The organism is Dyadobacter sp. SG02 (assembly GCF_900109045.1).
GTDB lineage: Bacteria > Bacteroidota > Bacteroidia > Cytophagales > Spirosomataceae > Dyadobacter.
The window spans coordinates 642,136-663,302 of record NZ_FNYL01000001.1 but is presented as its reverse complement, the minus strand read 5'-3'; the positions used below and the strand labels follow the sequence as shown (position 1 = coordinate 663,302).

Annotated in this window: 19 protein-coding genes; 9 read left to right on the top strand and 10 right to left on the bottom strand. The window is 49.5% G+C overall.

The window, feature by feature from the left end:
- Positions 1–215: 215 nt before the first annotated feature.
- From BMW93_RS02795 to BMW93_RS02785, 3 genes are all read right to left on the bottom strand, one after another.
- Entirely contained in the window at positions 216–3,026 is a 2,811-nt protein-coding gene (locus BMW93_RS02795; RefSeq protein ID WP_090373649.1) for a pitrilysin family protein, read from the bottom strand.
- 55 nt (positions 3,027–3,081) lie between these two features.
- Complete coding sequence (locus tag BMW93_RS02790) at positions 3,082–3,705, bottom strand: GyrI-like domain-containing protein (RefSeq protein ID WP_090373648.1); 624 nt, start codon at positions 3,703–3,705, stop codon at positions 3,082–3,084.
- An 81-nt stretch (positions 3,706–3,786) separates the two neighbouring features.
- On the bottom strand, positions 3,787–4,269 hold the full coding sequence (locus tag BMW93_RS02785; protein ID WP_090373647.1) for a hypothetical protein: 483 nt from the start codon (positions 4,267–4,269) through the stop codon (positions 3,787–3,789).
- A 170-nt stretch (positions 4,270–4,439) separates the two neighbouring features.
- Between BMW93_RS02785 and BMW93_RS02780 the strand changes: the two genes are divergently transcribed.
- A complete protein-coding gene (locus tag BMW93_RS02780; protein ID WP_090373646.1) occupies positions 4,440–5,699 on the top strand; it encodes a hypothetical protein in 1,260 nt (419 codons plus the stop codon).
- Here BMW93_RS02780 and BMW93_RS02775 read toward each other — a convergent pair.
- Positions 5,696–8,665, bottom strand: coding sequence for a DNA polymerase III subunit alpha (locus BMW93_RS02775; RefSeq protein ID WP_090373645.1), 2,970 nt, complete (start codon positions 8,663–8,665; stop codon positions 5,696–5,698). The two genes, BMW93_RS02780 and BMW93_RS02775, sit on opposite strands and share 4 nt — an antisense overlap.
- Before the next feature lie 24 nt (positions 8,666–8,689).
- Complete coding sequence (gene dinB / locus BMW93_RS02770; protein ID WP_090373644.1) at positions 8,690–9,919, bottom strand: DNA polymerase IV; 1,230 nt, start codon at positions 9,917–9,919, stop codon at positions 8,690–8,692.
- Between the two features lie 127 nt (positions 9,920–10,046).
- Here dinB and BMW93_RS02765 point away from each other — a divergent pair, with 127 nt between their 5' ends.
- Positions 10,047–10,820 carry a LexA family transcriptional regulator gene (locus tag BMW93_RS02765; RefSeq protein ID WP_229240152.1) on the top strand — a complete coding sequence of 258 codons (774 nt, stop codon included), beginning with the start codon at positions 10,047–10,049 and terminating at the stop codon, positions 10,818–10,820.
- A 5-nt stretch (positions 10,821–10,825) separates the two neighbouring features.
- On the opposite strand, the gene BMW93_RS02760 is transcribed toward BMW93_RS02765, so the two are convergent.
- Positions 10,826–12,607 (bottom strand): ABC transporter ATP-binding protein, encoded by a 1,782-nt coding sequence (locus tag BMW93_RS02760; protein ID WP_090373642.1) that lies wholly within the window; start codon positions 12,605–12,607, stop codon positions 10,826–10,828.
- Between the two features lie 234 nt (positions 12,608–12,841).
- On the opposite strand from BMW93_RS02760, the gene nusB reads away from it, so the two are divergent.
- From nusB to coaE, 6 genes are all read left to right on the top strand, one after another.
- Positions 12,842–14,008: a transcription antitermination factor NusB gene (gene nusB, locus BMW93_RS02755; RefSeq protein WP_090373641.1), complete on the top strand. Its 1,167-nt coding sequence runs from the start codon at positions 12,842–12,844 to the stop codon at positions 14,006–14,008.
- A gap of 100 nt (positions 14,009–14,108) precedes the next feature.
- A complete protein-coding gene (locus tag BMW93_RS02750; RefSeq protein ID WP_090151559.1) occupies positions 14,109–14,414 on the top strand; it encodes a YtxH domain-containing protein in 306 nt (101 codons plus the stop codon).
- Between the two features lie 3 nt (positions 14,415–14,417).
- Positions 14,418–14,876, top strand: a complete 459-nt coding sequence (locus BMW93_RS02745) for a DUF1573 domain-containing protein (RefSeq protein ID WP_090373640.1) — start codon at positions 14,418–14,420, stop codon at positions 14,874–14,876.
- Between the two features lie 24 nt (positions 14,877–14,900).
- On the top strand, positions 14,901–15,200 hold the full coding sequence (yajC, locus tag BMW93_RS02740) for a preprotein translocase subunit YajC (RefSeq protein ID WP_090373639.1): 300 nt from the start codon (positions 14,901–14,903) through the stop codon (positions 15,198–15,200).
- Between the two features lie 132 nt (positions 15,201–15,332).
- Positions 15,333–15,950 (top strand): hypothetical protein, encoded by a 618-nt coding sequence (locus BMW93_RS02735; protein ID WP_090373877.1) that lies wholly within the window; start codon positions 15,333–15,335, stop codon positions 15,948–15,950.
- A gap of 27 nt (positions 15,951–15,977) precedes the next feature.
- Entirely contained in the window at positions 15,978–16,589 is a 612-nt protein-coding gene (gene coaE / locus BMW93_RS02730; protein ID WP_090373638.1) for a dephospho-CoA kinase, read from the top strand.
- Here coaE and BMW93_RS02725 read toward each other — a convergent pair.
- The 4 genes from BMW93_RS02725 to BMW93_RS02715 form a co-directional block, all read right to left on the bottom strand.
- Positions 16,586–18,418 carry a DNA polymerase III subunit gamma/tau gene (locus BMW93_RS02725; RefSeq protein ID WP_090373637.1) on the bottom strand — a complete coding sequence of 611 codons (1,833 nt, stop codon included), beginning with the start codon at positions 18,416–18,418 and terminating at the stop codon, positions 16,586–16,588. The genes coaE and BMW93_RS02725 overlap by 4 nt on opposite strands.
- Before the next feature lie 38 nt (positions 18,419–18,456).
- Positions 18,457–19,209, bottom strand: a complete 753-nt coding sequence (locus BMW93_RS02720) for a family 16 glycosylhydrolase (RefSeq protein WP_229240151.1) — start codon at positions 19,207–19,209, stop codon at positions 18,457–18,459.
- Between the two features lie 133 nt (positions 19,210–19,342).
- The gene (locus tag BMW93_RS35360) at positions 19,343–19,519 is read right to left on the bottom strand and encodes a hypothetical protein (protein WP_177193987.1); all 177 of its coding nucleotides are present in this window, start codon (positions 19,517–19,519) and stop codon (positions 19,343–19,345) included.
- Positions 19,509–19,961, bottom strand: a complete 453-nt coding sequence (locus BMW93_RS02715) for a DUF6934 family protein (RefSeq protein ID WP_090373636.1) — start codon at positions 19,959–19,961, stop codon at positions 19,509–19,511. The genes BMW93_RS35360 and BMW93_RS02715 overlap by 11 nt, the downstream gene beginning before the upstream one ends.
- A gap of 147 nt (positions 19,962–20,108) precedes the next feature.
- Between BMW93_RS02715 and BMW93_RS02710 the strand changes: the two genes are divergently transcribed.
- On the top strand, positions 20,109–21,110 hold the full coding sequence (locus BMW93_RS02710) for a GSCFA domain-containing protein (RefSeq protein ID WP_090373635.1): 1,002 nt from the start codon (positions 20,109–20,111) through the stop codon (positions 21,108–21,110).
- Positions 21,111–21,167 lie beyond the last annotated feature (57 nt).

Genomic DNA, 21,167 nt, shown 5'->3' with positions numbered 1-21,167 from the left:
CCGAGGCCAGGCGGGTGTCTGTGGGAGGGTTGATCGCGTGCGTGCTCCCAAGGCTTAAGCCTTGGGTTGGTTGAGTTGGGGTAGCTATGGCAGACCGTGGCCAGGAAGCGTCAAACATGTGTGGCCTCAGATGGGATATAGCCTAACCCAGGGCTTCAGCCCTGGGCCAGACATCATACCAGACAACCGGCTTTAGCCGAAGCTGGGAGGTAGGATCACTTCTTCTCCGGCATGAGCACCACTTTGATGAAATTGTCATCATTGAAGTATTTCTGTGCGGCAGCCTTGGTACTTGCGACGGTTATCGTTTTAAGCAACCGATCTTGTTCGAAGATTTCATTCAAGTCGTCGCCGAGGAATGTGTTATCGTCCAGGTAGTCGAGCCAGAATCCGTTGGTTTTCAATGCGGTTTCCGTTTTGCGCTGCGTTTCGGCTACGAATTTCTCGATATCTTTCTGATCTGCGCCATTGGTTTTGATCTTGTTGATCTCTTCCTGCGCTCTTTTTACCAACTTGTCGACATTCTCGGGTGCGCAGCCAAAGCCGATGGAGAACCGGTAGTGGCCGGTTGGGAACTTGTCGGTACCTTCGGAAACGCTCACACCGTACACGCCACTTTCTTCCTCACGCAGCGATTCGATCAGTTTGATCTGCAAAATCTCCTGCAATGCCTCGATCTGCACATTATTCTCCGGGTTATAGTCATATTCCCCACTCGACACAAGCGTTACCCGGCTCTTAGGCTCCAAACCTTTGTAAATCACTTTCTCGATACGCCCTTTCGGCGGATAAATGTTCGGGTGATTGAAGGTGTCTTCGCGATCGCTCGACGGCAGGCTACCCAGGTATTTCTCGATCAGCGGTTTGAGTGTCTCCGGCTTGAATGCCCCCACGATTGTAAATACAAAATCCGAGGCGTCGGCGAAGCGGTTTTTGTAAATTTCAAATGCCCGGTCGAGGCTTACTTTGTCGATACTTTCGGGTTTCAGCGGCTGCCGTTTCGGATTGTGGTCTGTCAGTACGGCATTCAGTGAGTCGGAATAGACTTTTTCAGGCGTCAAAGTCTTTTGCATATTTTCCAGGTAGGCCTTCTGATTGGCCAATATGCCCGTTACCACATCGGCGTCCTTCCGCGGCTCGGTGAAATAGGCGTAGATCAGCTGAAATGTGGTTTCGAGGTCTTTCGGATTGGTGTTACCACCGATGCCCTCCGTGAGTTCGCTCAGGTACGGGCCCGCGCTGGCGGTCTTGCCTGCGAGGAATTTTTGCAGTTGCGTCTGGTTATAGGGCCCCACACCGCCCGATTGCACAAGATAGCTTGTGAAAATGCCAGTCTCACGCTCGCCCGGGAAAAGCGAATACCCACCTTTCGCAGTGGCCTTGATCAGGATTTCGTCATTTTTGAAATCGGTTGGTTTCAACAATACCTTCACACCATTCGAAAGCGTAAGCTCTGTAACGCCCAGTTTTTCAAGCGTTTTTTCACCCGTAATTTTGCCGGCAACGGGTTCCGCTTTGAGTAACGGTGCATCCACTACGTCGTCCACATAAGCGGTCACGTCTTTGCCGGCCTCATTCAGCAATGCGCGGATTTCTGCTTCGGAAGGAAGCGCGTCCTTGCTTTTTTCAGGCCCCATAATTACTACCGCCCGGTTCTTGTCGGTAATGTATTTTTTGGCAAGACCATTGATCTCCGCCAGCGTCACACCGTCGAGGTGCTTTTTGACGAACTCGAAATAGGCCTCGGCACCCATGTATGCATTTTCATGGAGAAAATGGTCGAGGTATTCCTGCACGTGGTTGGCTGATTTCGTTTTGTCGCGCTCCTTGTAATCTTCTTCCACGGCATTGTAGAAGTCTTTTTTCGCACGATCGAGCTCGGGTTGCGTGAAACCGAACTTCTGGACGCGTGCATTTTCTTCGAGGAGCGTCGTCAAGGCGGTTTTCATCGAAGCGGCGTCCTTGGCGAGTGCGATGGACGTGTAAGAATCCAGGTTCCCGAGGAAATCGCCGTACTGGCTCGCACCATAAAGGAACGGCGGGTTGGCCTTTTGGGTGAGTTCCTGCATCCGCTGGCCCATCATTGCATTGTACAATTCCTGCGCAAAGTTGTTCCGTACATCCTGCAACGATTTCTCCTTGACATTAGGCTGTTTGTAAATCAACTGAACGAGGTTCTGCGGGTATTCGGGATCGGTTACGATCGCCACTCTGGTAGAGCCGTCGAGCGGAATATCGTAACGGGTGCGTTTTTTAGGATTTACCGGTGGTTTAATGGAACCGAATTTTTGAGCAATCAGAGCTTCCACTTTGGCAACATCGAAATCACCCACCGCAATCACGGCCATCAGATCGGGGCGGTACCAGTCCTGGTAAAATGCCTTGATTGTTTCGGGTTTGAAGCTTTTCAGAATGCTGTCCTTCCCGATAGGCAACCGTTCGGCATAACGCGAGTTGTTGAGGATTACTTTCAGGAACTTGTCGCGCATACGCTGTTGTGCACCGCGTCCCATACGCGACTCTTCCAGTACCACACCACGCTCTTTTTCGATTTCGGCAGGATCGAGCAAAGCGCCATTGGCCCAGTCTTCCAGCACCTGAATGCCCTTTTCGAGCAATCCGGCGGAGTCGGTCGGGATGGGGAGCATGTACACGGTTTCGTCAAAACCGGTGTAGGCATTCAAATCGGCGCCGAAGCGTACCCCCGTTTTTTGCAAGAAATTGACCAGCTCATTTTTGGGGAAATGCGTGGTACCATTGAAATTCATATGCTCCATGAAGTGCGCCAGCCCCTGTTGTGCGTCGGTTTCCAGCACCGAGCCCGCTTTTACAGCCAGCCGCAGCTCTGCCCGGTTCTTGGGTTCTGCATTCTTTTTAATGTAGTAGGTAATTCCGTTTTTCAGTTTTCCGGTCTTTACACTGGGATCGAGAGGGATTTTTTGAGTGCTCAGGCTCTGCGCCGAAACCGTGCCGACAGCCACCACACCCCATCCGGCCAAGCAAAATGCTATGAACGCCTTTTTCATTTTTCTAATTTTAATTTTGATGAAATTCAGGAGGGGCGAAAGATATTGAAATAATCTATTTAACCGGTTCGCGCAGAATGGTTTTTAATTTGTCCGGCGATGTCTTGCGGAAATCGGACAAATAAATCTCATGATGCAGTCCGTTGCGGCCAAGGTTGTTGGTTGAAATAAAATCGTTCAGCTTAGCCAGCGTTTCGGGTTCTTTATCAAACGGCCCGGTATGGAGCATTTGTACCACCTTCCCTTCTTCCATTTCAAAATAGGAAACCTCTCTGATCGTCGCCTGGCCTTTGGAAGCAAAACAAGTTTCTACGGAGGTCTGTACATCTTTTTCCTCCACATAATCGGGAATGCGGATCAGCAGCCGGTATTCCCATTCGCTGCGGGGAATGGCCGTGGGTGAATCGGCAATCGAAATCCCGGCGTATCGCTCCTCATCGTACCACCACAAGCCTTCCAGTTTGGCCACCGCAAAGTCTTTTCCCTGCGCCTTGAATGCGAATTTCAAGGTATACGCTACCGGGTAAATCGCCTGGATTTTCTGCGCGAAATCTTCTCCCGAAGGGTCGCCCTTACCTTGAATGGATAAATAGCGCGCTTTTTCGATATGCAATAATTCGGGTTTCCCTTTTGCGGTGTAGTAGCTTTTGAAATGCTTCGCAAGATCCATTTTTTCCATTGCTCTGTTGGTTTCAGGTTGATAATGACGGCAATTAATGACGGCCTATTGACAACGGTATGACAACAACCCCTGAAAAATTTACGGTGCCGCGGGACATTCAACGGGTTCGAAATGCAGGCCTTTTTCAAAATCCAGCTTTGACCTGTCCGTGAAAATCATCACCCCGGCAGAATCCGTTACTTCGCCAAATCCCTCGACCCAGCCCGTTTCCTTTTTTAGAAAGGCTACTTCGCGAATAGATTTCGTGCCTTCGGATGCGAATGTATAGCGCGCGAAAATTGTGTCACCTGTTATCGTACCCGCGATCGTTCCGCTGTTCCGGTCTTTCTCAAAAAGGGCATAAGAAAGCTTTCCGGACACGCTGTTACCGGCGATTTCGAGGTGCAGAAATGCCGAATCCTTCCGGGCGTGATGCGCAAAGCACTGGTTTGTTGCAGTTACTTCGGTATGCTGTCCGGTAGAAACGGTATCGTTTGCCGTATCATTTTCCGAACCGGATTTACCCGAACACGAGCAGATGAATGCGCCCGTGAGCAATGCGAGAACATGACGTATTATCATGGTAGTTAGCGTTAAGTTGTTTGGAAAACAGGCAGAAGTTGCTAGTTTTATATGATTTCTTCAAAAACAGACTAACAACGAAAATGTAACCGGAGGAGTATTCTGGCTGCATCATCAATTTGGCATACCCACAATAAGCAGGATGTAACCCCCGTAAAACGTCCCGATCTATGTCTGAATTTAAGATTCCCGGCATGCAGCTTGTCCCTGACAATGCTGCGCTGAGAAAATATCTTACTAAAAGTCCGCGCCATGTTCTGGTGCTGTCGGTGGTTCTGGTTTACCTGGCGCTCGAAAGTTATTACCTGTTTTTCCGTTTCCATGCCCACACCCAGGACCTTGCGCTTTACCATCGCATCGCCGCGAAAATATGGGACGGGCAAATACCGTTTCGCGATTTCCGCGTCGAATACCCCATTTTTGCACTGATACCGATCCTCCTTCCTGGCCTGCTGAGCCAGTTGGCGGGCGGGTCGTTCGAAAGTTATGTATGTTGGTTTGTATTGCAAAACCTGGCGTTGGGAGCGGGCATGGCGTGGACGATCGCCCAATCGGATGCCTCGGGTAAGGCACTTCCCCGTTTTCTGATCGGGATGCTGCTCTTTCTTCCGATTTTTCTCTTCCGCTTCGACCCTTTCCCGGCCATGCTTACGACGTTTGCCATAGCGTACGTTTCAGGTAAACCGTTTGTTTCCGGGATGTCACTGATGGCCTCCATTGTCGCGAAACTGTACAGCATTGTGCTGGTACCGGTTTTCGGACTGTATTATCTTTTCAGCCGGGATTTTAGGAAATTGTTTTGGGTGGCGTTGGGCGCCTGCTGCACATTGGTGATAACCCTGGGTTGCATTGCCTTCGCCAGAATGGAGGCCGCTTCGGATTTCATGCATTACCATCTTTTGCGCGGCATTCAAATCGAGAGCCTGTCCGGAGGGATTTTATTGCTTTTGGAGCAAACAGGACTGTTAGAGCTCGAAGTCGCACAAAATTTCGGCGCAATGCACCTCGAAACGTCCTTGTCGGGCCTTGTTTTGCAAATGATTAACATCTCTACGCCGGTCTGTTTTTTAGCGATGGCCGTTTTCCTGGGCCGGTCATTTTACAGGATTTCGAGGTCCGGGAATATCACATTTCGGCAATTGAATGCCGCCGCCGCTGCGCAGATTCTTTTATTCATCCTTCTCAACAAAGTTTTGTCCCCGCAATACCTGATCTGGCTGTTGCCGTTGATCCCTTTTTGCAGGTTCAGGGCATCGCTGATCTTTACAGCCGCACTCATGCTGACTGTTTTGATATTCCCAGGCCATTATTATAACCTGATTTCAAAACAATTGCTGATGGTCGTCATCCTCAACATCCGCAATGGACTGCTCATATGGCTTTTTATACAGGTGGTTTCAGATGTGACGCGTGACCGTGTGCGGAGCTAGCGTGCGGCCGACTCCATCCGCGTAATTTCCGCCACTTCCACAGTGAGAAAACCAAACTCTTCCGTCACCACGCCGCGCATTTTGTAAACGCCTTTGACAGACCCATTCACTTTCGCAGCCGCAGTCGGGAAATGGACGGTGTCGATAAAGTGCCCCTCATAATCCAGGAAAGTTCCAAACTGCATTGACTCGCCCCGCGCCGTTCGGGTGTTTTTGAGAGCCACCAGATAACCATACTGCACCACTTCCTGATTCACATAGTTGTGCAGATCGCGTGCCATGACGCTTTTGGGCAATGGATTTTTCAGCAGGTTGAACGGGCTGCAAAGTGGAAAGCCCAGCAATTCGATCTGGTCATAGGCATCGTCGAGAATGGACGAATGAAACTCCGGCAGGTTGAAATCCTTGATTTCGGTATGGAACAATTGCTTTTGCGGCACTTTCACAGGCGTGGTACTCAGCCGGAAATGTGCTTTCCAAAGCAGCGTTTTTTTGCCGATGCCGGTAAACCGGAACGCATCGATGCGGATCAGGATCGTCAGTTGTTCGATAGAGATCGGGACGCGGTCGAGGAAGTCGTTCAGGGATGTGAACGGCCCGTCCTGTCTGCGCGCACTTAGTATCCTGCCGATCGTTTTTTCTTCCAATGCATTGAGGAATTGCATGCCGAGGTAAATCTCATGCCCTTCGATGGTCGCTTGCGCTTCGCTATGGTTTACGCACGGTGCATGTACGAGTGCGCCCAGCATGCGTGCCTCGTGTATGTATAGCTCGGGCGCGTAGAAGCCACCGCCGTTGTTGAGGACGGCAACCATAAATTCCAGCGGAAAGTAGGCTTTCAGGAACAACGTCTGGTAACTTTCAACGGCATAGGACGCCGAATGCCCCTTGGCGAAGGCAAATCCGGCGAAACTGGCGATCTGGTTCCAGATTTCCATCGTCATTTCCTCCTCATAACCCTTGCTCCGGCAGTTTTTGAAATACTTCTTTTTAACCCGCTCAAACTCTTCTCGCCCGCGAAACTTGCCGCTCATGCCACGCCGGATCACGTCGGCCTCACCCAATGTCAGTCCGGCAAAGTAATGCGCGACCTTGATCACATCTTCCTGATACACCATAATGCCATACGTTTCCTCCATCAGTTCCAGCAGGCGCGGGTGTGCTTCATTGCGCTTTTCGGGATGGCGGTGACGCAGGATGTATTCGCGCATCATACCGCTTTTGGCTACACCCGGCCGGATAATGGAGCTGGCCGCCACAAGCCCGAGGTAGTTGTCGACTTCCAGTTTTTTCAGGAGCATCCGCATTGCGGGAGATTCTACGTAGAAACATCCGATGCATTGAGCCTGCCTGATCAGGTCATTGATTTTCGGGTCGGTTTTGAATTTACGGACGTCGTTAATGTCAAAATCCGCCGCCTCCGGGCGGTTATATCGGATGATTTCAAGTGTTTCCTTGATCTTCGCAAGCCCACGCTGTCCGAGGATATCGTATTTGTTCAATCCCACATCTTCGGCAATCACCATGTCGAATTGTGTCGTGGGAAAGCCTTTCGGCGGGACGTCGGTGGCCGTAAAGTAATGCATGGGCCGCTCCGAAATGAGGATGCCGCCCGCATGAATGCTCAAATGGTTCGGTTGGTTGTTGGTTTGCAGGTAATCGGCATACCGGATTACGAGGCCCGAAAGCTGATCGAGCTTTTTCGGGTCGTATTTGCCGTTGCTCAATGCGTCGATTTCATAGGCTGGCAACCCGAATACCTTTCCCAGCTCGCGTACCGCCGAGCTGTGCTGGAACGTGCTGTACGTCGCCAGCAATGCAGCCTGGCCATTTTTTCCATAAGTATCAAAAATATAGCGTGTCACATCTTCGCGATCGCGCCAGGAGAAGTCGATGTCGAAATCGGGCGGGTTTTTGCGGTGCAGGTTGATGAACCGCTCGAAATATAAATCCAGCTCGATGGGATCAACATTGGTAATATTGAGTAAATAGGCAATAATGCTATTGGCGCCACTGCCCCGGCCGACATAGAAATAGCCTTTCCGGCGGGCGTAGTTGACAATGTCCTGATTAACCAGGAAAAACGGTACGAAATTCTGCTGCCGGATCATTTCCAACTCCTTGGCGATGCGGTCGAAAATTTCGTCGGTGATATTGTCGCCATACCGGTAGCCCAGTGCCTGATAGCTCATCGATCTCAACCGTTTGAAATCTTCTTCCTCGTTTTTACTGAAAACTTTCAGGTTTTGGTGTTCGCGCTCGTTGCCGAAACTGAAATGGATGTTGCATTCGTCCATCAGCTTGCGGGTGTTTTCGAGGATCGTCCGGAAATCCTTTTGTTTAAAATGGTATTCTAAAACCTTGGCCTGTACGATCTGCTCGTTTTCCTTGCCTGTTTCGGACACGGCGAGTTTGCTTAACAGCGTATTCCCGTCGATGGCGCGTAACAGACGGTGCGCATTAAAATCCTTCTTGTTCCGGAAAGTTACCGGCTGCTGAATGACGAGCCTGTCCATGAACCGATGCAACGTCGAGTAATGCAGTTTGTCCAGCTCCTGTATCGAAATACCGATGTATTCGTCGGACCGAAACTGCTCACGACGCTGTTTATTCATTTTTTCAAAAGGATAGATAAATGCGACGCCCTCCATTTCCGGCGCGCGGTCAGGGAATGGAACGTCCGCCAGTTTCTGTGCGGACAGGTAGGCATTCAATGTCTGAAACCCGCTGTTGTCCTTCGCCAATGCCACAAACTGCTGCGTCACACCATTACGGAAATCGATCCCCACAATGGGTTTGATATCGAACCTCGGCGCCATACGGATAAAATTCAGGCACCCCGAGGTATTGTTAATATCCGTCAGCGCGACACAGTCGTGTCCATTCTCCCTGCAAAGCGCAAGGAGCTCATCCTCAGGAATCATCCCGAAGCGAAGGCTGAAAAAAGAGTGACAGTTGAGTAACATGAGTATTTGAAAAACGGAACGTCGCTACGCATTCCTATGCGCCGGAATAATGGGCGGCTCGCCGTTGAAGGGGTTTCCCATGGCGCCTATGTCCGAGATTCCCATTGTGCTGGCCCAGGTCAGGATCTGGTCGCCCTCTTTGTTGTAAGCGTATTTGGTTTTAATGTAATCCATTGCCTGATAAAGGTTCAGCCGTTCTTCCGTGTCGTCGAAAAGGTTGATCTGATAATTTCCCGTCACCAGGTCGCTGAAACTGACGCCTACCAATCGCACCATCATCCGCCGGTTATAAAGCTGGTCGAATAGCCGTTCGATATGGGGGATCAGGACGTGATCGGCCGATGTATAAGCAATTTTCAGTTGTTTTGAGAATGTATTGAAATCTGAATAACGGATTTTGACCGAAACACAGGATGTGAGCTTTTCGCCGGTCCTCAACTGAAAAGCGAGCGTTTCCGCCATGGCCCGCACCATTTCACGCATTTTCCTGACATCACCCGTATCCTTCCCGAAAGTTCTTTCGCTCGAAATCGATTTGCGTTCGTGGAATGGGACGATAGGGGAGTTGTCAAGCCCGTTGGCGCGGTTCCAGAGCGCAATGCCGTTTTTGCCTAAAACCTGCCCCATGATCTCCATCGGCATTTCCTGGATCGTTTTTACGTACCGTATTCCGAGGTTTTGAAGCGTCTGGATCATTTTTTCGCCTACCATCGGGATTTTCTGGACTTCCATCGGTGCCAGGAACACTTTCTCCGTACCGGCATCCACTTTGAGCTGATTATTAGGCTTTGCTTCCCCGGTGGCCACTTTCGATACCAGTTTGTTGGTGGCCAATCCAAGGGAAATCGGTAGCCCGGTTTCCTTAATAATGCGTTTCCGCAGATCAGTAGCCATTCCATAACAATCGAAATATTTCTCCATTCCTGACAGATCCGCATAAAACTCGTCGATACTCGCCTTCTCGAACACCGGGACATTCTGGCTGATGATCTCGCTCACTTCCTTCGACTGTTTGGAATATGCTTCGCCGTTCCCCCGAATGACCGTTGCCTCGGGGCAAAGCATGCGTGCCATTTTCATAGGCATGCCCGAATGCACACCAAACTGCCTTGTTTCATAGCTGCAAGCCGCCACCACGCCGCGGTCACCGGTACCGCCGACGAGGATTGGTTTGTTTTCAAGCCGATTATCCTGCTTGCGCTCTACGGATACGAAAAAGGTATCCAGGTCAAAATGTAATATCGCACGGTCCACTGTTATTTGGAGTTTTTACAAAAATATGGATTTATTCCAAATATATGGATCATATCCATTTGTTGAAAGGAAATATTCCAAAATATTTGTATGTTTGAGGAGTCAAGACATTGTCAACCAGTAATCATTGCACATACTTATGGCCATTGATGAAGAATTCAGGCGTTTCAAGCAGATCAGAGAGGAGCTCAACCTTACTCAGTCGGCATTTGCCGAGGAGTTAGGGATTAGTGCGACCACTGCCGACATCGAGCGCGGGCGTACGCGTATACCAGGGCAGGTGGTGAAAGAGTTGCTCAGAAAATACCATATCAACCCGCTTTGGCTGTTTGGCGACAGTCCGCAGAAGTACCTTCATGCGGATAAAATGTTCGTGAACCCGAAAGTGGTGACGGTCGATCAGGCCGGAAAGGATAATATCGTGCTTGTGAGCGCAAAAGCGGCGGCCGGTTATCCCAATAATATCGGGGACGCGCAATGGTTTGAAGCGCTGCCTGCCTTCACTATCCCGCTGCCCGAATACCGTAATGCGACATTCCGGGGCTTTCAGGTAGATGGTGACAGTATGACGCCTGCATTGCAATCCGGCGAATGGATTTGGGCTCGTGCTGTGGACGATTGGGATACGCTGAATGACAAGTACCTGTATGTCATTGTGACGATCGATAGCGTTCTGGTCAAAAAGATTCGCAAGGAGAAGGATTCAACTTTTGTGAACCTGATATCCCTTAACCCCGACTATGCGCCGATACGCGTCGATCGCAACGAGATCCGGGAAATATGGCAGGTGAATAGTAAACTGTCTTTTAACCTGGAAGAGGATAAAACGGAAGTGAGTTTGCAAAGCCTGCATCAGGAAATGCGGGAATTGCGGCATGAGATGAAGAAACTGGTTAAATAATCTAGCTACACCTCCTCGGAAATCAACTGCTTCTCATACAGTTCCTTATAAGCCCCGTTCGACGCCATAAGCTCCGTGTGGGTCCCTTGCTCCACGATGCGGCCTTCGTCGAGAACTACGATTTTGTCGGCGAGCTTGGCGGAGGAGACGCGGTGGGAGATGATCATGGAGGTGCGCTGGTCCATAATCCGTTTCATGTTGTTGAGGATGATGTTTTCGGTATTGGTGTCCACTGCCGAGAGGCAATCGTCGAGGACGAGTATTTTCGGGTCGCGGGCGATGGCGCGGGCGATCGAAAGGCGTTGCTTCTGCCCGCCCGAGAGCGTAATGCCCCTTTCGCCAAGCATGGTTTCGTAACCTTGCGGGAAATCTTTGATATTATTATAAAGATCGGCGTCTTTTACGGCTTGCTCGATCCGTTCAAATGGCATGTCTTCGGTGCCGAAGCGGACGTTGTTCTGAATGCTGTCCGAAAAAAGGAACACATCCTGCGGCACATACCCGATCTGGCGGCGGTAACCGCGGACATCGTAGTCCTTCATCGGAATATCGTCGATCAGGATCTGGCCTTCGGTCGGGTCATAGAGCCGACATATCAAATGTGCGAGCGTACTTTTCCCGGAACCGGTCGTGCCGAGGATCGCTACGCTTTCGCCGGCTTCGACGGTCAGGTCAAAATCCTGCAATGCTTTAATGCCCGAGTCGGGATAAACAAAGCCGACGTGACGGAAAGTAACCTTGCCATTTAAAGGTCTGCTGACGTTTTTGTCGGAAACGAGTGTTGTTTTTTCATTCAAAAACTCATTGATCCGGAGTTGTGACGATGCCGCGCGCTGGATCTGGCTCGTGGTCCATCCCAACGCCATTACCGGCCAGGTAAGGATATTGACATACAATATAAATTCGGTGATGTTACCCGGCGTGAGGCGGCCGTTGATGATTTCCTGACCGCCGACAAAAATGACCAGGATGTTACTCAGGCCTATTAAAAGAACAATCATCGGGTAGAAGAATGCGTCGACTTTGGTAAGCCCCAGTGATTTGGCTTTGAAAACTTCGGCCTCCTTTTGAAAATTAGCATAAGACCGGTCTTCCTGAACAAAGGATTTGATAACCCGTATGCCTGAAAATGCTTCCTGGACGTAAGTGGAAAGCGCGGAAAGTTGTCTCTGAATTTCCTGCGAACGCTTCATAATGATGTTGTTGACAACGTAAACGCTCACCGAAAGCACTGGCAAAGGGAGCAATACGTATAGCGTCAGTTTCGGGCTCACGGAGATCATGTAGGAGATCACCAGAAAAAACAGTACAATAAGGTTAATGCCGTACATGAGCGCCGGGCCGACGTAAATGCGGACATTGCTCACGTCTTCCGAAATGCGCGCCATGAGGTCGCCGGTGCTGTGGCGACGGAAAAAGGCGGCCGGGAGCGTCTGGTAATGCTCGTAAATGTCGTTTTTGAGCTCGAATTCGATGTGGCGCGACATAACGATGATCGTTTGCCGTACCAGGAAAAGGAATATCCCTTTCAGCAGCGCCATCAGCAGGATCAGGAATCCGTAAAGCAGGATACTGAACGCAAAAATATCATACATGGCGCTTTGCAGCGACATGCCATTATAGAGGTAATAAATGTCCAGCGTTTCGATCACCAGGTCGAGCGCGTAACGTACGAGCTGGGCCGGGATAATGCCGAAAAGGTTGGATATGATCGTAAAAATGATACCCAGGATAAGGTACCACTTGTATTTCCACAAATATTTGTTGAGAGATTTTAATGCTTTCACCGGTTCAGATTTTGATCAGCCGTGCTGGACGCTTTCTAGCCAACATCCTATTTTACCAAAACGTTGCAAAATTAAAACGACGCGCCCCAATTTTCCGATTGTGAACAAAATAGTCTAATTTTGCGGTCGATTTCAAAAACAAACCATGCGGGGTACAGCACAGAATGGCCTTGCAACACATGCAGACACGTTCTTTGATTTACTGTACCTTTTATCCAAATAGTATTCCGGCTTATGCTGAATAGAAGATTACTAAGAACCAAGGCGGTTCAGGCACTTTATGCGCGGCAGCTTACAGCCGATGCGAACCGTTTACTGGCACTCGACCGTATTGAAGAGGCATTCGCTCCAGACCTGAACTCGATGGAGTTTCAGGACAAGAAGAAACTTTCGGGCATGAAGCGGCTCGCGAATATGACGCTCGACGAGTTTATCAAGAACGGTAAGCCGAATGAAGACGAAGAACTTCCCGATCGGGTGCTGAGAGTTGCGCAGACGGCCTATGAAGCATATAACCGGCAGACGAATACGGATGGAGAAAAACTCGTTAGAAGGGTTTTGAATGAAACGGAAACGATTTACGTCGATTTCATCCGAATCCTGTCGATGCTGATCGAACTATCACACCAGGCAAAAATCGACCGCGAGCGCAGGTACGACGACCCGGAGGCACCATTCCCGAAAGATTCAGGACTGGACACGAACCGGGTGATCAAGGTTTTGCAGGAAGATAAACCGCTGGAAGAGGAAATTATCCGCAGCGGCATCAACTGGTCCAACGAAATGAACCTGATCCGGAAGATTTACCGGGAGGGGCTACGCAAGGACGAAACCTATGAAACATATTGCAAATCGGCGACGCATACGCCGGAGGAAGACCAGGAGATTATCCAGCACGTCCTGCGTCAGATTATCCTCAAACACGAGGTTTCACTCGATTACCTCGAACAACGCGATCTTTACTGGGCAGACCACAGTGAGCTGATCCGCAGCCTTGCGATCAAGACCTTGCGCACTGCCGATTTGGCACACACCTTCCAGCTTGCGCCGCTTACCAAGGATTGGGAAGAGGACAGGGCATTTGTGGAGGAACTTTGCAAAATCGTGGTAGCAGAAAGCGACCAGTACGATATTTATCTGGAAGACCAGCTGAAAAACTGGGAGCTGGAAAGGATCGCGATGGTGGACCTTATTATCCTCAAAACAGCCCTTGCCGAACTCATTCATTTCCCGGGTATCCCCGTGAAAGTCACCATTAATGAGTTTATTGAGATCGCAAAAAGGTACAGTACCCCAAAAAGTGGTAAGTTTGTGAATGGCGTCCTGGACGTGCTTTCGGTAAAACTTGCCAAAGAAGGCGTGATCAGAAAAAGCGGGCGCGGTTTGATTGATAATAAGTAAAAGCTGCCGAAATTGGGGCCGGGTATAATGGAACAATTTTTGGAGGCCATTATAAATAGATGAGCGGACACCCGTTTGCAGCAAAAAAACAGCAGAAACCATGAGTAAAACCAGTAATAGTTTAATCGCATTCCTGACAGGCTGTGCCACCGGCGCGGCATTGGGTATCCTTTACGCCCCCGACAAAGGCGAGGTGCTTCGTACCCAGCTGACATACAGACTGTCCAAATACCGTGAGAAACTGCAAGAAGTGATTCAGGATCTGGTAGACAAAAAAGACCAGCCCGACAATTTTTCCAGAACGGAAGGCGAACGTGTGGTGAACGACGCGCGCGAAAAAGCCGAAAAGCTTTTGGAGGACGTAGATCGTCTGATGGCGCAAATCAAGGGCCAGGCTAGTGAATGATCTATGAAAAAAATAGCCCTTTTCGCGTTTCTGGGAATGGCGGTGGCTTTTTCCGGTTGCTCCAAAAATGAAAAGAATGGCGGGGAAAAACAGGCAAATTCAAAGCTGCCTGTTTTTGCTTTGATCGACAGTACCGAGTACGACTTCGGGACGATCCAGGAAGGTGCCATTGTGGAACACGAGTTCAAATTCCGCAACGATGGCGAGTACCCGCTGATCCTCAACAATATCAGTTCCTCGTGCGGGTGTACGACGCCCGAGTGGCCGAAAGACCCGATTGAGCCGAAACAGGTTTCGAGCATCAAGGTTCGTTTCGATAGTAAACATAAGGCCGGGCCGCAGGTCAAGACAATCACCGTTTACGCCAACACCGAACCGGCCAATACCGAACTGAGGCTGAAAGGTATTGTCAACGCAGCACCTCAGCCGGTGGCGACGGACTCGGTAACGGCGAAGAAGTAATATTTATACAACCCATCTACTACAATGAATTATTCTATTTTAGCACAAGCAGCCGGCGGCTCACAGGGTATGATTTACCAGGTCGTAATGTGGGTCGGTATCATCGGGGTATTCTATTTCTTCATGATCCGTCCGCAGCAGAAAAAACAAAAGGAGCAGAAAGAATTGCTTACTAACCTGAAAAAAGGCGACCAGGTGGTAACGATCGGTGGCATCCATGCCAGAATCTACACAGTAGAAGAAGCGACGGTTACGCTTGAATTGGATAAAGGAGTGAAATTGACAGTCGAGAAATCGGCTATTTCGCGCACCATCGCCGGGTAAAACTAATCATGAACGGCATGCATTTCCGCCAATGCATGCATTTTCAAAATTGTTGTGAGTCAAGTCCCAGCCAACCAGAACAGGATCAAAACATTTATAGGATGCTTGCTTGCAGCATCCTTTTTTTGGTTAATGAATGTCCTCAATAAGGATAATTATTCCCTTAAACTGAATTACCCGCTGTCGATCGAGTACGATAATTCGGCTTATGTGCCGATGCAGCCGCTTCCCAAACGGATTTCGGTGAATGTAACGGGGGACGGCTGGACTTTGCTCCAAAAATCCTGGCTGAACTTCAATGCCAATCCGGTGGTGTATCGCGTGCAGAACCCGAATGTATCGAGCTTCATTAACTCTACCACACTGACCGACCAGATCACGGAAATGTTCCCGAACCTGCACGTAAACTATGTGGTAGCGGATACTTTCGAGCTTAATTTCGAACCCAAAATCAGAAAAATCATCCCTATCCGCGTGGACAGCCTGGGGATCGATATTCGTGAAGGCTATGTGATTTCCAGCTTTATCAATGTATCACCGTCGCTTATTTCGGTGGATGGGCCGGTTTCGCTCATCAAGGCTTTTCCGGATACGATCAAAGTTCAGGTGCGTACGCCGAAGATCCAGAACAACTATGACGAAAGCCTGCCCATACCGCTGCCGGTTTCTCCGCTCGTGGAAGTGAGCCATCGCGACGTGTATGTGAGCTTCGAAGTAGCACAGTTCCTGAGCGCCCCGCCGCAGCAATAGTTTATTCTCCATTTGACCTACAAATACATGGATCGTCCACTTCTGATAGGTATTACCGGTGGCATTGGTTCAGGGAAAAGTATGGTTTGCAGGCTCTTTGAATGCCTGGATATCCCCGTTTATTATGCTGATAGCCGTGCCAAATGGCTGACCAATCACGACCCGGAAATCCGAGAAAAGGTGGTTGCGTTGCTTGGGGCTGAGGCTTATGACGATGCGGGCCAATACAATACCCGATTCGTGGCTTCTGCCGTTTTTAAAAATGAAGCGTTATTGAAAGAATTGAATGCGATTATCCATCCTGTTGTGCTTCGTGATACGAGAGCGTGGGTCGCGCAGCATGCCGAAGTGCCTTATGTGGTGAAGGAAGCGGCTATTATGGCCAAAGCCAGCGAGGCTAACGCGGTAGATTACGTGGTGGTAGTGGAAGCGCCGGTTGAATTACGCATTCAACGGATATTGCAACGGGATAAGCGCACCGAGCAGGAGATCAGAGCAATTATCGAACGGCAGGTTTCGGATGAATCACGCCGTGAAATAGCCGATTATTTCGTTCAAAACGACGATGATTCCGAGCTGATACCGCAAGTGCTGCATTTACACGAGACTTTCCGGAACGCGAGATCTTCCAAAAATTAAAAATCCACATCCAGCCCCAGTGCTTGCTTCAATTCGAGCAAATAGGGGTTTTTTTCTGCTAAAAAGTTAAATTTCTCGGCAGGAGTATAAGGCAGCCTGTTTACCTCCTGGGGTGCTACGCGAGGGTTAATGTCCAGTTTCGGCGAATCGAGCCGTGCTTTCAGGAAGCCCAGCAACTCATAACGCATATTCATTACCGCATCCTGCTGGTGGTCATTATCCAGCGCAATTTCTATTGTGGCCCCATTCAGCTGAATTTCACGATTCAATGTGATTTGTTCCGTTGTCGAATTTCCTGCTTGCAGGCGTTTTTGAGAGAATTCGTACCAGAAACGTTGCAGGTTTGCCAATGTCAATTCTTCCTTTTTTGCACCATTGGGCACAGCGGCATAATCCGCCTGAGGCTCGGCATTGCCTTGCTTTGCCGGTTGCTGCGCGGGAGGCGTAAGCGATTGCGTCAGCGAAACGGTACTTTTCAGTCGGGAGGTAGCGGCATGCTGAGGGGCTGGCTGCGGGTGTGCCGCTTGTTGAGGAGCAGCTTGCTGTGGTACCGCTGCGGGTTGTGCGGGGGCATTCGCATAAGCGCTCCCGTTTGACTGGCCGTGGGCAGGCACGGCAGGTAGAGGTACAGTTGTTGCCTGTGACGGGGCCGCAGGGCTGTTCAGAGGTTGTTGGGGCTCAACTTTTTTTTTTGCCGTTTCATCAACGGCAGCAAGAGAATGAAGTTGAAGAACCTGAGGCAGATTGGCGAGTTTCATGAGACAGATCTCCACATGCAACCGCTGGTTTTTCGCCGATTTGTAATTGATATCGCATTGCCCGGTAATACTCAGCGCCGAAAGGAGGAAGCTGAGCTCGGCCATTAAGGATTGTTCAAGGTATTTACGCTCGGCCGATTCCGACACCTGCAATAGGGTAACCGTCGCCGGGTCCTTGCAGACGAGCAAGTTGCGGAAATGTTCCAGAAGGCCGATCACAAACAAGTGCCCGTCGAATCCCTTCCTTAAAATTTCATCAAACAATATCAATGAACGTGCAATGCTTCCGGCAGTGAGCGCATCCGTGATTTTGAAATAATAATCATAGTCGAGAATGTGCAGGTTTTCCAGTACCGCCGCGTAGGTGAGGTGGTTGTTGGTAGAAAACGTGACATTAAGATCGAACATCGAAAGCGCATCCCGCAAACCGCCATCGGCTTTCTGACCTATCAGTTCAAGGGCCTCGTGTTCGGCATTAATGCCTTCCTTTTGGGCAATATCCGCCAGGTGATGGGCAATGTCTTTTGATTGAATGCGGTTGAAGTCGAAGATCTGGCAGCGCGACAGGATGGTTGGCAGGATCTTATGTTTCTCTGTCGTCGCGAGAATGAAAATGGCGTACGCTGGCGGTTCTTCCAATGTTTTCAGGAACGCATTGAAAGCGGCCTGCGAAAGCATGTGGACCTCATCGATAATGTAGATCTTGTACTTCCCTGTCTGGGGTGGATAACGCACCTGATCGATCAGGTTACGAATATCCTCAACAGAGTTGTTGGAAGCGGCATCGAGCTCGTGGATATTGAAAGAAGCGTTGTTCTGGAAGCTCACGCACGACTCGCATTCGCCGCATGCCTCTACATCGTCGCCCAGGTTCTGGCAGTTGATCGTTTTGGCCAGAATCCGCGCACAAGTCGTTTTTCCTACGCCGCGGGGACCGCAGAAAAGGAAAGCTTGCGCGAGGTGATTGGTGCGAATGGCATTCTTTAATGTGGTAGTGATGTGTGATTGGCCCACCACCGAATCAAAGGTGACGGGACGATACTTCCTGGCCGAAACAACGAAATGATCCATGGTGCAAGATACTTCCGTGCACTGGATTTTCAAAGCCGCTACTTCGTCACGAGCGGGTACACGCGTACGTAATCGACCTCCATTTTTTGCGGGAAAATGCTGTCGTCCACACCCTTTTGTCCACCCCAGTTACCACCGACGGCAACGTTTAAAATTAAATGAAAAGGCTTGTCGAACGGCCATTCGGGCCATTGGTAGGTTGCTTCTTTTTTAAAGGTGAAATAGGCGTTACCATCGACGAGTATCGTAACCGCCTCGGGTGTCCATTCGCACGTGTACACGTGGAAATCCTCCGAGAGTCCTTTCACAACGATATTGTTGCCCTTGTTGGTTTTAATGGCATGGTTGAATGCCTTCGTATGGATATTGCCATGAAGCCGGTCCTGGTCAAACCCGACGTGTTCCATAATGTCGATCTCGCCATTGTCCGGCCAGCCTTTGTTGCCATATTCGTTCCCGCTCGCCAGCATCCAGATAGCAGGCCACGTCCCACGCCCTTTCGGCAACTTCGCCCTGATTTCGAATTTACCATAAGTAAAGTCTCCCTTACCCTTCGAAACGAGCCTTGCGGAACTGTACTGCTGCTTGCCAGACGGCTCCTTAATGGCCGTGATCACCAGATTGCCATTTTCCACTTTGGCATTTTCGATCTTGTCGGTATAGTTTTCCAGCTCATTATTCCCCCAGCCGTGGTCGCCGAGGTCGTAGCCCCATTTGGCCGCGTCGGGCTTGCCGGAATAGTTGAATTCGTCCTGCCAGGATGGGGTGGGCGCGAATTCGTATTTGAGCATGTTTGGTTTGGGCGTTTCTGATGGCTGGGCGCAGCCTACGACATTGAAAAGAGCTACTACACAAGATGCCACCAAGCATTGTATAATCAGTGGTCTATTGGAAAATGCTTTTTGGGTCATACCAGCTAAATATTTACGCTTTTCCTTGATGACTTCCTTTGGCGGCTGGTCGGGAGACTTCCGGGTGGTTTTCTCTTTTCGGAAGATTGTCAAAATCTATATTCTTAGCAAATTCATCGGCTTCTCTGAATTTATCCTCAATGCTTTTTCTCTGTTTTGGAGAGATGACTAAGTCTGAATTATGGCTCATAGCTATATTTTTTGATGTAGTAATATTCGTAAGCTGTGTTCGGTTCAAACAAAAACATTGCGTTGTTCTTTCCGCCGTATATTTCAAATCTCCCTGTCAGGTGTTGTAGCTGGTATGCAATGGCAATGCGGTACAAACGATGTCTGCGCTCGTCATTTCCCCGAAAACCGACAACTACATCTGAGCGTCTGTCAAGAAAATGTTCAACGATCCGGAATATTGTTGCTAAAACCATTTTGAGATCACCGTTTCTGCTTTCGACTTCGTCGCTGAATTCGCCATCGTCGTCAGCATCCATTAGAGCGAGATTAAACAGCCTGTCGACTGTTCTTGACTGTTCCAACAAAACAGCTTTTTCTATCTTTTTGTTTGCACTGACGCTTGTAAACTCATAGAACGCTTGGTCCTGCACGAGTTGAAACGGGTAAGCTTGTTCCTTCATTTTTAACCGACTTATAGTGTGCACTAATTCAGGGCAAACATATAAAAATTCCCCATAACCCAAATTATAAATTGCTAAACCCCAGCATTTAGTGAAATCCTGTGGTTTTCATGCTTAATTTTGTAGCCCGCTTGTCGTTTTTATGTAATGAAGGAAATAAAGTTGAGTACGGAGGTTGCCCTGGATGCCCCCGATTTGAAGATTGATCACCACACTAAAATTCTGACCATCGGCTCCTGTTTTGCCGAAGTACTGGGCGGCCAGTTGAGCGATTACAAGTTCGATGTGCTTAATAATCCCCTGGGCACGGTATTCAATCCTTTGACTATTTGCAAGGTCCTGGACAGCGCGGTGGAGGAAAAGAGGCCTAACCCCGCATTGTTTCTTCAAAATCCGGATCAAATCTGGCTGCATCACGATTTTCATTCGTCGCAATGGGCCAATGGGCAGGCTGCACTGGATGCGCAGCTTTCGGATAAGCTGGATGAAATCCGTGAGTATTTGTCGGAGGCCGATTTACTGGTGATTACATTGGGCACTGCCTATGCATACCGGCACCGGAAGACTAATCTGATCGTCGGCAATTGCCACAAGCTGCCCAGCGACCGCTTCATCAAGGAACTCCTGCATTTCGATCAGATTTTGATCGCATTCGAGCAAATAATCCAGAAACTGATCCCATACAACCGCAAGCTGCGCATATTGCTTACAGTAAGCCCCGTTCGCCATACGCGCGACACGCTCCCGCTCAACCAGGTGAGCAAATCGACGTTGAGACTGGTTGCGCACCGGCTTTCGGAGAAGTACAAGCATGTAGCGTACTTCCCTTCTTACGAGATCATGATCGACGAGCTGCGGGATTATCGCTTTTACAAAGAAGATATGATCCACCCGAGCAATGTCGCGGAAGAGTACATTTTCAATGCATTTGCACAAAACTATATCGAAGCCGGTTCATTGAAATTGATGAATGAATGGGCGTCTGTCCGCGATACGCTGGCGCACCGGCCTTTGCATGGTCTGACCTCGGGGTATTTGAAAATGTTGAAATCATTATGGGCCAGGCTCAATGCGCTTTCAAGAAATCTGGATGTTTCGGCGGAAATGGAGGAGGTGGAACGCAGGATTGGAGAATTTCCGGGAATGTGACAAACTCATTGGGGATATTTCGTGTTGCATAGTATTAGTTAATGACCGTGAACCATT